Origin of the sequence: Aquabacter sediminis, from assembly GCF_028863665.1 — a bacterium.
Taxonomy (GTDB): Bacteria; Pseudomonadota; Alphaproteobacteria; order Rhizobiales; family Xanthobacteraceae; genus L1I39.
Window position 1 is genome coordinate 278,193 of the sequence record NZ_JARBFX010000006.1, and the last position, 14,579, is coordinate 292,771.

14 protein-coding genes are annotated in these 14,579 nt (G+C 65.0%); 2 read left to right on the forward strand and 12 right to left on the reverse strand.

The window, feature by feature from the left end:
* Position 1 precedes the first annotated feature (1 nt).
* The 11 genes from PV781_RS14700 to PV781_RS14750 all read right to left on the reverse strand — a co-directional run bounded on the left by PV781_RS14700 (position 2) and on the right by PV781_RS14750 (position 10,525).
* Positions 2 to 1,228 carry an MFS transporter gene (locus PV781_RS14700; protein ID WP_274776376.1) on the reverse strand — a complete coding sequence of 409 codons (1,227 nt, stop codon included), beginning with the start codon at positions 1,226 to 1,228 and terminating at the stop codon, positions 2 to 4.
* A complete protein-coding gene (locus tag PV781_RS14705; RefSeq protein WP_274776377.1) occupies positions 1,225 to 1,983 on the reverse strand; it encodes a sulfite exporter TauE/SafE family protein in 759 nt (252 codons plus the stop codon). The genes PV781_RS14700 and PV781_RS14705 overlap by 4 nt, the downstream gene beginning before the upstream one ends.
* Before the next feature lie 129 nt (positions 1,984 to 2,112).
* On the reverse strand, positions 2,113 to 3,219 hold the full coding sequence (locus PV781_RS14710; RefSeq protein ID WP_274776378.1) for an LLM class flavin-dependent oxidoreductase: 1,107 nt from the start codon (positions 3,217 to 3,219) through the stop codon (positions 2,113 to 2,115).
* Positions 3,220 to 3,355: 136 nt separating this feature from the next.
* Positions 3,356 to 4,183, reverse strand: a complete 828-nt coding sequence (gene pcaD, locus PV781_RS14715; protein WP_274776379.1) for a 3-oxoadipate enol-lactonase — start codon at positions 4,181 to 4,183, stop codon at positions 3,356 to 3,358.
* 170 nt (positions 4,184 to 4,353) lie between these two features.
* Positions 4,354 to 5,760: a TRAP transporter large permease gene (locus PV781_RS14720; protein ID WP_274776380.1), complete on the reverse strand. Its 1,407-nt coding sequence runs from the start codon at positions 5,758 to 5,760 to the stop codon at positions 4,354 to 4,356.
* Between the two features lie 10 nt (positions 5,761 to 5,770).
* Positions 5,771 to 6,337: a TRAP transporter small permease gene (locus PV781_RS14725; protein WP_274776381.1), complete on the reverse strand. Its 567-nt coding sequence runs from the start codon at positions 6,335 to 6,337 to the stop codon at positions 5,771 to 5,773.
* An 82-nt stretch (positions 6,338 to 6,419) separates the two neighbouring features.
* Positions 6,420 to 7,358, reverse strand: coding sequence for a C4-dicarboxylate TRAP transporter substrate-binding protein (locus PV781_RS14730; protein ID WP_274776496.1), 939 nt, complete (start codon positions 7,356 to 7,358; stop codon positions 6,420 to 6,422).
* Between the two features lie 449 nt (positions 7,359 to 7,807).
* Positions 7,808 to 8,251 carry a cupin domain-containing protein gene (locus PV781_RS14735; RefSeq protein ID WP_274776382.1) on the reverse strand — a complete coding sequence of 148 codons (444 nt, stop codon included), beginning with the start codon at positions 8,249 to 8,251 and terminating at the stop codon, positions 7,808 to 7,810.
* 19 nt (positions 8,252 to 8,270) lie between these two features.
* On the reverse strand, positions 8,271 to 9,509 hold the full coding sequence (locus PV781_RS14740) for an FAD binding domain-containing protein (RefSeq protein WP_274776383.1): 1,239 nt from the start codon (positions 9,507 to 9,509) through the stop codon (positions 8,271 to 8,273).
* A 108-nt stretch (positions 9,510 to 9,617) separates the two neighbouring features.
* Positions 9,618 to 10,265 (reverse strand): TetR/AcrR family transcriptional regulator, encoded by a 648-nt coding sequence (locus PV781_RS14745; RefSeq protein ID WP_274776384.1) that lies wholly within the window; start codon positions 10,263 to 10,265, stop codon positions 9,618 to 9,620.
* A 71-nt stretch (positions 10,266 to 10,336) separates the two neighbouring features.
* Entirely contained in the window at positions 10,337 to 10,525 is a 189-nt protein-coding gene (locus PV781_RS14750; protein WP_274776385.1) for a DUF3008 family protein, read from the reverse strand.
* A gap of 170 nt (positions 10,526 to 10,695) precedes the next feature.
* Here PV781_RS14750 and mbfA point away from each other — a divergent pair, with 170 nt between their 5' ends.
* Together mbfA and PV781_RS14760 are read left to right on the forward strand one after the other, a co-directional pair.
* On the forward strand, positions 10,696 to 11,673 hold the full coding sequence (mbfA, locus tag PV781_RS14755) for an iron exporter MbfA (protein WP_274776386.1): 978 nt from the start codon (positions 10,696 to 10,698) through the stop codon (positions 11,671 to 11,673).
* An 86-nt stretch (positions 11,674 to 11,759) separates the two neighbouring features.
* Positions 11,760 to 12,743, forward strand: a complete 984-nt coding sequence (locus PV781_RS14760; protein ID WP_274776387.1) for a zinc-dependent alcohol dehydrogenase family protein — start codon at positions 11,760 to 11,762, stop codon at positions 12,741 to 12,743.
* A gap of 24 nt (positions 12,744 to 12,767) precedes the next feature.
* On the opposite strand, the gene PV781_RS14765 is transcribed toward PV781_RS14760, so the two are convergent.
* Positions 12,768 to 14,558 carry a PHA/PHB synthase family protein gene (locus PV781_RS14765; RefSeq protein ID WP_274776388.1) on the reverse strand — a complete coding sequence of 597 codons (1,791 nt, stop codon included), beginning with the start codon at positions 14,556 to 14,558 and terminating at the stop codon, positions 12,768 to 12,770.
* Positions 14,559 to 14,579: the final 21 nt, after the last annotated feature.

Consider the following 14,579-nt stretch of genomic DNA (forward strand, 5'->3'; position numbering starts at 1 on the left):
TCTAATGGAGTTCAACCGGGGTCGCGCGCTCCGTCAGGTGGAGGGCAAGGGCGACCAGCACCACCGCGAGGCCGATCCCCATGGCCAGGGTCCAGCCGCCCACCACCATGGCCCAGGCGCCCACGGCGGAGCCGATCGCGCCGCCCGAATAGAAGATGGAGAAGAACAACCCATTGACCCGGCTGCGCCCTTCCGAGCCCAAGGTGAGGATCGTGCGCTGCCCCACCACCAGCGAGCAGGCGACGCCGCAATCGAGAAGAATGCCGGCAACGACCAGCAGCACCAGCCCGCTGTGCCCGGCTCCCGCCATCAGGCACAGTGCGAACGCCACGACGGAAGCGAGGATGCCGGCAAGCGCTCCGAGGCGTCCCCAGCCACGGTCAGATGCCCAGCCCACCAGGGGTGCGGCCCCTGCGCCCGTCACGCCCAGCAGCGCGAAGATGGCGATGCCCTTCTGCGTCATTCCGAAGGCGGAACTTGCCAGCAGGAGGGGGATTACCGTCCAGAACAGTGTGAAAGCACCGAACAGGCAGAATTGAATGGCAGCGCGGCGACGGAGAACGGGGTGATCCACAAGCAGCGCGCGCAGAGAGCGGAACAGCGTGCGATAGCGAAAGCCATCCGAGGGCGTGCGCCGGGGCACCACCAGCGCCATCACCAGCGCGAGCACCGTCACCACGGCGCAAGAGCCCAGAAACACCGCGCGCCAGCCATGGGCATCCGCCATCAGGCTGGCGATGGGCCGCGCCAGCATCATGCCCAGGAGTACTCCGGACATGACATTGCCCACCACCCGCCCCCGGTCAGCCGGCGCGGCGAGATGGGAGGCGTAAGGCACCAGGATCTGCGCCACCGAAGCCGAGATGCCGATGGAAAAGCAGGCGGCGAGGAAGAGCGGCGCATTGGCCGCGAGCCCCGCCGCCAGCAGGGATCCGGCCACAACCAGCAGCGTCGCGACGATGAGGCGCCGGTTCTCGAAACGGTCGCCCAGCGGCACCACCAGGAGCAGGCCGAGGCCATAGCCCACCTGCGTCACGGTCATGGCGATGCCAGCCGCCCAGGGGGCAATGCCGAGCGCCTCGCTGATGGGGGCCAGCAGCGGCTGGGCATAATAGAGGTTCGCCACCACGATGCCGCCGCCCACCGCCAGCAGCAAGGTGAGCCAGAAGCCGAGCATGGGAGGAACCTGCCCGGCCACCTGTTCGCCCTCTCGGGGCTCGGCCGTCATGGCCACATCCTGACGCCGTCATAGATGAGCTTCGCGCCCACCAGAAGCAGCATCACATAGACGCAGAAGAAAAGGCGCTCGCGGTCGAGCCGGTCATGCAGCTTGCGGCCGCAATAGGTGCCGAGCGGAATGGCCGGGATCATGGCGGCCGAATAGGCCAGCAGATGCAGCCGGTCGAGGCCGATGGCGGCCATCAGCGGAAGCCGGGTGACGTTGGCGATGGTGAAGACCGCCGACATGGTTCCCGCATACATGGTCTTGGTGAGGGTGCGGCGGGTGAGATAGACCGCCACCGGCGGCTGGCCGGCATTGGCGAGGAAGGTGGTCAGCCCGCCAAGCGCACCCCACCCGAAAGCCCGCGGAGGCGAGACCTCCAGCGGCGTGCCCGGCTTCGGCCGCAGGAAGACCTGCCGGGCGGCGAAGGCCAGGACAGCAAAGCCGATCAAGGCGGCGCTCAAGTGGCGCGGCAAGCCGCCGAGCAGCAGTGCGCCCACCACCATTCCCGCAAAAACCCCGCTGGCGATCCAGATCACATCGGGCATGGACCAGGTGCGGGGCGGAAAGGCCTTGAGCGTTGCAAGATCCATGAGGGGCAGCAGGGGCGCCAGCACCACGGCGGCATCCACCGGGTCCATCACGAAGGTAAGGATGGGAATGCCAACCACGGCGAGGCCGCCGCCAAAGGCCCCCTTGGAAAAAGAGATGATGAAGACCGCCGCCAGCCCCGCGACGATCACCTGCGGTGCGAGATCCATGCCCGATTGTCCCGTCTCGGCACCCGACACATGTCGGCACCGGCCCGCCCGCGTGTCGCTCAGAAGAAAATAAGGCGCAACCGGAATCCCGGCCGGGTTTCCGGTTGCGCCGTCACATCGAAGGATGTGTCACTCGGCGGCCTTGGGGGCGCGGGCCTCGCGGCCCTCCACCAGAGGGACCACTTTTTCCGCCAGGAGGATCATGGACTTGCGGCCAAGCTCGCGGTCGACCCAGTCCTTGCCCGCGTAAAGCAGTGTGCCGAACGGGCCGGTGATCTCCTGGAAGCGGAGCAGGTCGTCGGCCACCTTGTCGGGCGTCCCCCAGATGACCAGTTCGTCGAGCACGCGCTCGATGGTCAGGTCGTCGTCGGACATGTTGGGATCGGGCTTGAAGAGGTCGGCCCGCTTGTTGGCCTTCATCTTCGTCAGAAGCTGGTTGTAGTAGAAGCGATACGGGCTCTTGGGCCCAAGCGCATATTCGCGGGCGGTGGCGAGATCATCGGCCACGAATACGCTCTTGGCGACGCGCCAGTCGGCGGGATTAGCCACGCGGCCCACCCGCTCGCAGCCCTCCACATATTTGGGCCAATGGGTGGCCACCCACTTGGGCAGAAGGAAGTTGGCGGAGATGGGCAGCCAGCCACGCGAGGCCGCTTCCGTCACGCCCTTGGAATAGGGCGCCACCACGGTCACCACGATGGGGGGATGGGGCTGCTGGAGCGGCTTCGACATGATGCCCTGGCCGATGGCCGGCATCATCGTGCGCTCTGTCGAGATCTTCCAGTACTTGCCCTCGATATTGTAGGGCGCCTCTCCGGCCCAGATGGCCAGCACCGAATTGATGCCCTCGACGAACATCTCGTTCCGGTTGGCATCCAGGTTGCCGAAGACTTCCGCGTCAGAAAGCAGGCCGCCCGGGCTGATGCCGAAATTGAATCGACCATCCAGCATGTGGTCGAGCATGGCGATCTGCCCCGCCACGTTCGCGGGGTGGCTGTTGGGCATGTTGATGGTGCCCGTGCCCAGCCGGATCTGCTTGGTGTGCGAGGCGATCCAGGCCATGAACATCGCGCAGGAGGTGATGTTCTCCGCCTGGTCGGTCACGTGCTCGCCGCAATAGGCTTCCGTGTAGCCAAGTTCGTCCGCCAAGATAAAGGCGTCACGATCTTCTTTGAGAGACTGCCGCCAATCCTTGTCGATGGGGTGGATCGGCATGGTGAAGAAACCGAGCTTCATCGCTCAACTCCAGACTGCTTTCAGCCAGGATAATCTGGCCCGGCCATTCACTGAAATGATTGTTTCTGATGCGCCGGATCAGTCCGGCTAATCGCCCGGTCGATGCCGGCGCGGGGGAAGCCGCGCCGGCAAGGCCTCAGGCGGAGGCGCGCTGGGCCACCGTCTCGCCGGCCAGCCAGGAGCCCACGGTCGCATTGAAGGCGTCCGGGTTCTCCAGGATGATGATGTGCGAGGCCGGGGCGATCTCGACGAAGCCGGCACCGGGGGTGAGGGTCGCCATCTCGCGCATAGCGGCCGGCGGGGCACCGCCGTCCTGCGCACCCGCGATGAAGAGGGACGGCGCGGAGATGGAGCCGAGACTGCGCTTATAGTCCAGGCCCTTGAGGGCTTCCGCGCACGCGATATAGCCTTCCATATCGGTAGCGAGGATCATTCGCTTGGCCTCCTCCACGATGTCCGGATTGGCCTCGCGGAAGCCCTGGGTGAACCAGCGCTCGATCGTGAAGTCGACAACGCCCTGCATACCACCCGCCGCGCGGATGGCGGCGATGCGGGTGTTCCAGCTGTCCACGAAGGGCGGGATCGAGTCCGATCGGGCCGCCGAGCAAATCAGCCGGTTGACGCGGCTGGGATGATTGATGGCAACGCCCAGGGCCGTCATGCCGCCCATGGAGAGGCCGAGAATGTCGGCCTTCTCGATCCCGTAATGGTCCATCAGGCCGACCAGGTCGGAGGCGAACAGATCCATGGAATAGGGCGCGGGCGGCGCCGAGCTCTGGCCGTGGCCGCGGGTATCGTAGCGCAGCACCCGGTGGGTCTTAGTGAGAAGCGGCATCTGCAGCCGCCAGCTCTCATGGGTGCAGGCCAGGGAATTGGACAGGACGATCCAGGGCTTGCCGGCATCGCCATCCACGCGCGCCGCGATCTCGGCGCCGTTCACCTTCACCTTGTCAACATTGCTCATGGGATCCTCCCGAACGGTCTGAAGAAAAAGAAAAGACGAGCGCAGGTCTCCTTTCGCGGAACACATGCAGTCCCACGGGCCGAATACCGGTCGCTCGTCGAAGTGAGGGCACGGCTCTTGCGGCCGCTTTCGCCCACCGTCCGGCCGTCAGGGCCGCCGGACGGAATGCCTCATCCGCCCACCTTGCCGAGGTTCGGCAGCCAGGTGGCGATCTGCGGGAAGGCGATCAGAAGGCCGATCACCACCAGCAGGCAGATCCAGAAGGGAATGGCCCCCCGGAAAATCTCGCCCACCGATATCTTCTCGTCTGGCAAGGCGGCCTTCACCGTGAAGACCAGGATGCCGAACGGCGGCGTCAGGAGGCCGGTCTCGATGGCGATGATGCCGATCAGCGCGAAGGCGAGCGGGTCATAGCCAAGCGCTGCAGCGATGGGAGCAAACACCGGAACCGTCAGGAGAATGATCGAAATGGAATCGATCACACAGCCCAGCAGGAACCAGATGAAGATCATGATGCCGAGAATGGCGAGCGGCGGCAGGCCGGTATCCAGGAAAAAGGCCTGCACTGCCCCTGTAATGCCCGTCATCGACAGGACGCGGGAATAAAGCTGCGCCATCACGAGGAGCAGAAGCAGCGGCGCGGACGTACGGCCGACACTGAGCACCACGTCAAAGATCTGCTTGGCCCGCATGCCACGGCCAATGGCGATGAACAGGGAGAGCGTCGCGCCCACGCCCGCGCCTTCGGTGGGCGTGAAGAAGCCGAACCAGATGCCGCCGAGCACGCTGAGAATCAGCGCCAAGACCAGCAGCGTACCGACTAGGGACTTGCCGAACGCCTCGTCCTCCACGGGCTGGCGCGCGGGCGCCGGCGCCCGTCCACCGCCCATCCCAGCCACGGCGGCACCAGAGGCGGTGACACCCACCACCTCGGGTCCTCGGGCTGCCTCGCCCACCAGTGCCGGGTAGCGCAGGGCGAAGAGGACGATGTAGATGCTGTAGACCGCCACAACCAGGAAACCCGGAACGACGCCAGCCAGGAACAGGCTGCCGATGGACTGCTCGGTGATGACCCCCCATACGATCATCAGCACCGAGGGGGGAATGAGCATGCCGAGGCACGCCGAGCCGGCGATACAGGCGAGCGAGAACTGGCGATCATAGCCGTAGCGCTTCATCTCAGGATAGGCGATGCGCGAGAAGGCTGCCGCCGCCGCGATAGAGACACCCGACACGAAGGCAAAGATGGCATTGGCGAAGACGGTGGCGATGCCGAGCCGTCCCGGAAGCCATTTGGTGACGCGGTTGACCAGCGCGAACAGGTCCCGTGCCGCCCCACAGCGGGCGAGGAACTCGCCCATGAGGATGAAGAGCGGGATCACCGCAAAGATATAGTCGCGGATGGCTTCATAGGCGGTGTTCGAAATGAAGGTGACCACCACCTCCATGTCCCCGTTCATCATCAGATAGATGCCGAGGGCGGACGCCAGGCCCAGGGCCACCGCGATATGCGTGCCGAGGAAAACAAGAAGAAGCAGGACGCCGAGCACCAGCGCCATTTGGGTTCCGTCGAACATGGGCGCCTCCTTAGTGCGATACGCCGGTGATGATGACTTCGGCGCGGCGCGCGGCCACGATCTGGCGGCAGGCGAGCAGGATGTAGCCGAGGCAGGCGAGCAGGGTTCCAACAAGCACGGATAGGCGCACCGGCCACATGGGCACATGCAGGGCGCCCTCGCCCTCATATTCCCCGCTGGTCCAGGCATGCATGAAGCCCTCGACGGAGCCCCAGAAGATAATCCCGAACAGGAGCGCGCCGAGAAGCGAGCCGATGATGCCGAGGGCCGCCTGCACCGGCACGGGGAAGTGCACGGTGAAGGCATCCACCTGCATCATGCCGCCGGACAGAATGGCGTAGCTCGCCTGCAGGTAGCAGATGATGACAATGGAGCTCGAGACCAGTTCCGGCGTGCCCTTCAGGGGCGCGCTGAACAGGACGCGGCCGATCACATCGGCGCACACGACGAAGCAGAGGAGAAAGGCGAGCAAGGCGGCGAGCGTAAGCAGGCCCTTCGACACCCAGTCGAGGCTGGTGCCGATGAGAGACTGCGCGTCGCGCGACTGGCCCGACGCGGCGGACAGTGGCGAAGACATGGGCGCACCTGTCGAGAAGAGGGACGTGAAGCGGGCACCGCCCCGGACGCCTGAGGCCTCCGGGGCGCGCGGGATCAAGGCGTCACTTGATCTGGTAGCGGACCGGCCACTTGTGGCCGTGCTTCTCGTAGAGCTCCATGGCCATGGACAGGACTTCGGTGGCGGGCAGGCCAGCCTTGTCCAGTTCCTGCGCCTTCTCCTTCGGCCAGTCCTTCAGCGAGGTCGCCCATTCGATGCGGACGGAATCCGGAACCGCCGTCTTCACCTTGGCGCCAAGCTCCTTCAGCTGCGCGATCTGCTTGGGATAGTTGGCGTCGTTGACGGTGCCGGTCTTGGCCTCGAACTCGCGGGCGACTTCCAGGATGATGTCCTGCACGTCCTTGGGCAGCTTGTCGAAGCGGGCCTTGTTGATGGTCATGCCGTGCCAGGTGATCGCACCGAACCCGGTCTCGGTATAATAGGGCGACACTTCGAACAGCTTGAAGTTGACGACGCCCGACGGGAACATGATCCAGCCGTTATAGACACCCGTCTGCATGGAGGTGTAGGCCTCCGGCAGCGAGGACTGGACCGGGATCGCACCGGCATATTCCAGCCACTTCAGGTTCAAACCAGCGCCGGCGAGCTTGCGACCCTTGAGGTCGGACACCGTGTTCCAGTCGAACGTGGTGGTGAGGTTGTAGCCATTGTCCGAGATCAGGGCGATGAGCTTCTGGTTGAACTTCTTCTCGAAAACCTCACGCATGTACGGCACCTTGTCGTACACTTCGCGTGCCACCTTCACCGAGACTTCAGAACTCATGGAAGAGAAGGGCAGCATCACCTGGAACGCCTGCAACGGCAGGTTCGAGGGCTCGAAGCAGAAGCAATAGCCGCCAATGTCGATGATGCCGGACTGAACGCCTTCCAGTGTGTCCGCCACCTTGACCATGGAGCCGCCATAGCCCTCCACGAACTCAATCTTGTGGCTGGTCCTCTCGGCGACGCGCTTGGTGACCTCCGGAACGAAGAAGGTCTGCATCAGGTTCACATACGTATTCACCGCAGGGTGACCGGATGCAATCCGCAGCCTAAAGGTGTCAGCGTGCGCAAATCCCGCCATGCCAGCCACGAGGGCAGCGGAAAGGGCGGAGATTCGAAGCAGATTTCGCATGTCTTGTTTTCCTCCCGGACCATTTTCTTGATTCTGGCCGCACAATTATCGGCAGCCTTTTCGCCTGATTGATAAAGCGGGGGAGCGCGCCTTGGGGCGGCTCGGAAGATCACGGCCTGTGTCGGCCCACCCCTGAATGGACCTGTGCGGCGCGCGTGCACCGGATAATCATTTTTAGAGGCGGCCCAGCCAGATGGCCAAATGATCATTTATGATCGAGTTCATAATTCTGACTAATGGTCGAGCGCGGTGAGGCGCTCGATTGGGGGTCGGAGCTCGGCGCCAGCAGGGTGCGAAAACCCTTCACGCCAAACCTGTCAGGCTGCGTCACGCAGATGGGCCGTCACCTCCTGCGGAAGTGGAAGCGGGGCGTTGGCACTGTCGAGAAATTCGACGGTCGTGAAGACGAGTTCGGTGTCCCCGGTATTTTCAAGGTCATGAATCATGAACCCACCGGCCGGGAAGCTGAAATGGCGCGTCTCGCCGGGCGCATAGGTGACTTCGGCAACACGCCCGTCCGCGTAATGCGACCGGGCAGAGCCCCCCGTCACGGCGGTCCAGAAATAATCGAGCACATGGGTGTGGAACGAGATCCGCTCGCCCGGCTTCAAGGCCAGGTGCCACACCCGCACCCGCTCCGTCTGAGAAACAAGCCGCGACCCCACCTGCCCGATGCCCACACGCGCCTGAAACTCCGCGCGTCGTGCCGCATCCCAGCTGGCGGGCGGCTCCGGCCAGGCTTTGATCACATGCTCTCCCATGGCGTTTCTCCCTTTGTTTTCAGGCGGCGATGCCGACAGCCACCGCCGTCTCGGCCATGACGCATTCGGGCTGGCGATGATGCTCGGCGGCGGCGCGATCGGCCTCGCTCAACGGTTCGGTTTGCATATAGGCACCCAGGCGACGGGCGCGGCGCACCACCGCTTCGCCATAGGCCACGCGCTTGCGCGAGAAATCCGCCAGGGCAGCGGGAATGTCGTTGCCGTGCCGCTCCAAGGCCGCAACCAGCTCGGCCGCATCGCTCGCCGCCTTGGTCACGCCCATGCCCACATGGGGCCGCGCCACGAAGGCGGCATCGCCCAGAATGACTGTGTGCGGGGCAAGATCGAGCCGGGGCGTCTCAAGGTCGCGGATCACCTGGATGAAGGGTTGCGCCGTGCGCTCCACCACCTCGGCGAACTGTGGCGACAACGTCTCCCGCGCCGCTTGGCGGGCGGCATCCACCACGTCGGGTCGGATGCGGTTCGGCGGTATGGAGACGGGATGGGCCACGCCGTCGATGTCGGTGAGCAGGTCCTTCAGCACGTCGGGCGGTGCAGGTCGGTACCAGACGAAATTGAAACGCCTCTGGCCCCATTCCATGGATTCGTCGGCACCTGCCACCGGATAGCCGAGCATCTGCTCGGTGGCCGGCAGGCTGAAAGCGAAGTGGTCGCACAGAGCGGCGCGGGTGGCGTCGCTCAGCTCGTTCTCAACCACCATGCCGCGCCAGGCGATATAGCCGGCATAAGCAGGCTCGGCCTCAGGCAGGAATTGAGCGCGCACGGTGGAGCCGATGCCGTCGGCCCCCACCAGCAAGTCGCCCTCCGCACTGCTGCCGTCGGCGAAATGCGCCCGCACTCCGCCGGGCCCATCTTCCACTCGCACGAGGTCGAAGCCGTGATGATAGTGTTCGTCCGGCAGGACCGCGCGCAGCAGCCCGTAGAGATGCCCCCACGAGGTGACGATCTGTTCGAGCGGCAATTCGTGGGTCAGCCGCCCGTCGCGCGCGAAGACACGCCGGCCGGCCACATGCACCCCCACCCGGGCATCGGCGGCGTCCACGCCGCAGGCATGCATGAGATCCAAGAGTTCCGCATGGGTGACGATGCCAGCGCCGCGGCCCGACAATTCGCTCCCGGTGCGTTCATACACATCGGCCTGCCATCCGGCGCGACGCAGCAGCAGAGCAGCGAACAGCCCCGCCATGGAGCCACCGATGATGATGGCGCGTCGCCCCGCGCCGAGGTTCTCGCCCATGGTCCCCTCCTTGGCCGCCCGCCACCAGAGGCAACGGACATATTGATCATTTGATCAATCATCACCCAAGGAAGGGGCGCCGTCAACAGATATTGATCATCTGATTATTTAATGCGCCCCGTCCAGGTCGGCGAACACGGCGGGTGCACCGGACAGGAAGGCCCGCACGCGCAAGGCGATGTCCGCGTCGAGGTTCACCGGACGTGGAATTCCGTAGATGAATTCCCGCACACCCAGATAGAAGATCGCAGCGTGCAAGCCCCAGATGAGTTCCACTTCCTCGTCCCGCACGGGGGGATCCAGGGGCAGCCCGCGCTCATGTCGGATCTCCCGTGCAACACGGTCGAAGGCGGCGCCGCGCAGAAAAGCGAGATAGCGGGCGTTGAAGTCGAGCCCCTTGAGACCTGCGAACATGAACAGGCGCACCCATTCATGGGTCAGCAGCAGACGGGAATAGTCCCGATAGAACCGAACCAGCCGCTCCTCCAGCGAGAGGCTGCGATCTTCGAGCTGCGCCTCCCATTCCCGCCGCCACGGCATGAGGAAGACTTCCTCATAGACCCGATCAAGCAGGGCTTCCTTGCTGGGGAAGTAGCGATAAAGAAGGGACTGCGTGATCCCGGCCTCCGCCGCCAGATCGCGCGTGGTGCCGTCGAAGCCTTGCCGCGCGAAAAAGGAGATGGCGGCACGCAGGATAGCTGCCTCCCGCGCCTTGGGATCAAGGCGACGAGGGCCGGGCGGGCGGGGCTGCGGCATGGTCGTCGATGCGGTCCTGTTTTTCCCGCCATAGCACACGACACCCGCACCGGGGGAGCCCGTTGGGTCCCTCAGTCCTTCTTCACATGATCCGGCTTTCCAGCCCGCTTCGTAGACGCCATTTTTTCCAACTCCTTTTCGTCCATGCTTTCATACATGGACTTGGATGCCCCCTGCAGATCGGAGACCTTCTCTTCGCCCCGCTTGGCCGACAAGGCGGCGCCGGCGGCTTTCTGCTGGGCCTTGGACTTGGCAGGCATGACACCCTCCTTCTTTATGGGTCATATGCGGGCAACGCGGGCATGGCGCCTTGGGTTGCGTACCGGCAGACCGGCATGCGCGCGGGAGCGAGGAGGCCAGCTTCATTGTCATACCACCGACGTACAGTTTCGTAATAAACTGGAATTATTACAAACTAGGCAAATGCGTCATGCTCCCTGGCTTCGCCGCCCGCCGGCAGTTTTCCGATCTGAGTGAAAAGGAAATCCTGGCCCTCGCCATCTCCTCCGAGGAGGACGATGCCCGCATCTATGCGGACTATGCGGAAGCGGTGCGGGCGGATTATCCAGCGACGGCGCGGGTGCTGGACGGAATGGCCGCAGAGGAGGGCCGACACCGCCGCGCCCTCATCGCGGAGTTCGAGCGCAGGTTTGGAACCCACATCCCACTCATCCGCCGCGAACACATCTCCGGCTATTATGCCCGGCGACCGGAATGGCTGGTGAAGAACCTCGGCATCGAGCGCATCCGCGGCGAAATCGCCCGCATGGAAGAAGATGCCGCCAATTTCTACCTGAAGGCGGCGCAGCGGGCGAGCGATACCGGCACCCGCGCCCTTCTTGGCGACCTCGCGGGCCAGGAACAGGGGCACCAGGCGACGGCTGAGGCCTTGGAAGCGGCCAACCGGCCCGAAGAGATTCGCAATGAGGAGAGCGAGAAGGCCCGCCGTCAATTCGTCCTGACCTGGGTGCAGCCGGGCCTTGCCGGCCTGATGGATGGGTCCGTCTCCACCCTCGCCCCGATCTTCGCCACTGCCTTCGCCACCCAGGACTCCCAAACCACTCTTCTCGTCGGCCTCGCCGCTGCGGTGGGCGCAGGCATCTCCATGGGCTTCACCGAAGCCGCCCATGATGACGGGGTGATTTCCGGACGCGGCTCGCCGCTGAAGCGCGGCTTCGCTTCCGGCATCATGACGGCCGTGGGCGGCCTCGGCCATGCCCTGCCCTACCTGATCCCGGAGTTCTGGACCGCCACGATCCTCGCCTGCATCATCGTGTTCGTGGAATTGTGGGCCATCGCCTGGATCCAGAACCGCTACATGGAAACGCCCTTCCTGCGCGCCGTGATGCAGGTGGTGGTGGGCGGAGCCTTGGTACTGGCGGCCGGCATCCTGATCGGCGGGAGTTGACGCCCATCGCTCTGCGTCCTTGAGGCAGGTCATGGTCCCGCCGTTCGGAGCCGGCAAGCTGCCGGTGAAACCATCTGGAGGCGGCGATGCGGGCAATGGTGCTGGAGAGGCCCAGCCAACGTCTTGTGCTGCGCACCTTATCCGATCCTGAACCGGGTCCGGGGGAGGTGCTGATCAAGGTGGGGGCCTGCGGCGTCTGCCGCACAGACCTGCATGTGGTGGACGGCGACCTCACCGAGCCCTCTTTGCCCCTCATTCCCGGCCACGAGATTGTCGGCCGCGTGGCAGCGCTGGGCGCGGGGGTCAGCCATCTCAGGCTTGGCGACCGGGTGGGCGTGGGCTGGCTTGGGCGCTCCTGCCAGTGCTGCAGCTATTGCCGCGCGGAGGAGGAAAACCTCTGCGACCACCCTCTCTTCACCGGCTACACGCGCAATGGCGGCTTCGCCACCCACACGATCGCGGATGCCCGTTTCGCCTATCCACTCGGCGAAACCGGCACGGACGCGGAACTGGCCCCGCTCCTATGCGCGGGGCTGATCGGCTGGCGCACCCTGGTGATGGCCGGTCCGGGCAAGCGGCTGGGCCTCTACGGCTTCGGCGCCGCCGCCCACATCGTCGCCCAGGTGGCTCTCTGGCAAGGGCGCGAAGTCTATGCCTTTACCCGGCCGGAAGACGAGGCAGCACAGGACTTTGCCCGAAGCCTCGGCGCGGTGTGGGCCGGCAGTTCCCAAGCCTTGCCACCCGTCCCGCTGGACGCCGCTCTCCTCTTCGCCCCGGTGGGCGCCCTGGTGCCCGCGGCGCTGAAGGCCGTACGCAAGGGCGGACGGGTGGTGTGCGGCGGGATCCACATGAGCGATATTCCGAGCTTCCCCTATCGCTGGCTGTGGGAGGAACGAAAGATCTTCTCGGTGGCGAACCTCACGCGCCGGGATGCCCATGAGTTCCTGTCCATCGCCCCCGAGATCGGCATCGAAACCGCCGTGACGCCCTATCCGCTCGAGGCTGCCAACACAGCGCTCGACGACCTGCGCGCGGGCCGTCTCCAGGGGGCCGCCGTGCTGGTGCCGTGAAGACAGCCTCAGCGCTGCACCAAGTTAGCGCTGCATCACATAGGTGCCGGGCGCGGCCATGAGCGGCGGGTAACCACCGTCTGGCGCTCCCATGGCCGGGGGCGCGACTTCGGCGGTTGAATGGGCCGCAAGAAAACCCTCCCACGCCCCCCACCAGGAGCCATCCGTCGGCGCGGTGCCCGCGAACCATTCCTCCGGCCCGATATAGGCATCGCTTGCCGCGTGGTGACGCACCCGGTAGTGGCGATGGGGATGGCCCGGCTCACTCACGATGCCGGCATTGTGGCCACCGCTCGCCAGCACGAAAGTCACGTCCGTATCGGTGAGATAATGGAGCTTGTAGACCGAGTGCCAGGGCGCCACATGATCCCGCTCGGTGCCCACCGCGAAAATGGGCACGCGGATGTTCGGCAGGGCCACTGGATGGCCGTCCACCAGATAGCGGCCGGTGGCGAGGTCGTTCCGCAGGAACAGCTCGCGCAGATATTCCGCATGCATCCGGTAGGGCATGCGGGTGGAATCCGCATTCCAGGCCATCAGGTCGATCATGGGAGCACGATCGCCCATGAGATAGTCCCGCACCAGCCGCGACCAGACGAGGTCATTGGACCGCAGCATCTGGAATGCGCCCGCCATCTGGTCCGCGGAGAGATAGCCCTGGTCCCACATCATGCTTTCCAGGAAGTGCAACTCACTCTCGTCGATAAAGAGCTGCAATTCACCCGGCTCGGTAAAATCGGTCTGGGCCGCGAACAGGGAAATGGTGGCGAGCCGGTCATCCTTGACGCGGGCCATGGCAGCGGCGGCTATGGCCAGCAAGGTGCCACCCAGGCAATATCCGGTGGCGTGAATCTTCGCGCCCGGCACGATGGCGCCGATGACATCCAACGCTGCCATGATGCCGAGGCGGCGATAATCGTCGAGGGCAAGGTCCCGATCCTCGGCGGTCACGTTTCGCCAGGATATGCAGAAAACGGTGTGGCCCTGCGACACCAGATAGCGCACCAGCGAATTCTGGGGCGACAAGTCGAGAATGTAATATTTCATGATCCAGGCGGGCACGATGAGAACCGGCTCCGCCTTCACCGTGGGCGTTGCGGGCGCATACTGGATCAATTCGATCAGGTGGTTGCGATAGACCACCTGCCCGGGCGTGACCGCCACCTCCTGCCCCGGCACGAACTGGTCCGCCCCCACGGGGGGCTGGCCGCTGCCGGTCCGAGCGAGATCCTCCATTAGGTTGCGCGCGCCCTGGATGAAATTCTCGCCGCGCGTCTCCTTCGCCCGCCGCATCACCTCGGGATTGGTGAAGGGATTGTTGGAGGGCGAGAACATGTCCAGCATCTGCCGGGCGGTGAACGAAACCACGTCCTGGTGATGCTCGGAGACGCCGGGCACCTCGCGGGTGGCGTTGTGCCACCATTGCTGTGTCAGGAGAAAGCTCTGCGCCATCAGGCAATAGGGCCAGGCCTGCCAGGCCGGATCGCGGAACCGGTCGTCCCCCGGGAGCGGGGTAATGCAAGGCGGCGCCGACCGGTCGAGGCGGGCACGCATGGCATAGCCTTGCAGCCGCGCGACCTTGCGGGCGAGCTTGAACCACAGCTCCATCTGCTTGCCCGGCGCTGCCGCCAGATGCGCGCTCCAATCCATGAGGGCCAGGCCGAGCGAGACCGGGGAGAGGCCCCCCGTCCCGCGCGCCGCCAGCGCCTGGACCATGCGATCGAAGGCGCGGAAGCCCTCTTCTCCCAAGGGCGGCTCGAAGCCGGGCGCGGTTTCGGGAGAAGCGGGAGGCGCGTTGCGCACAGGTGCGGGCATGAAACCATCCTGCGGGTGACC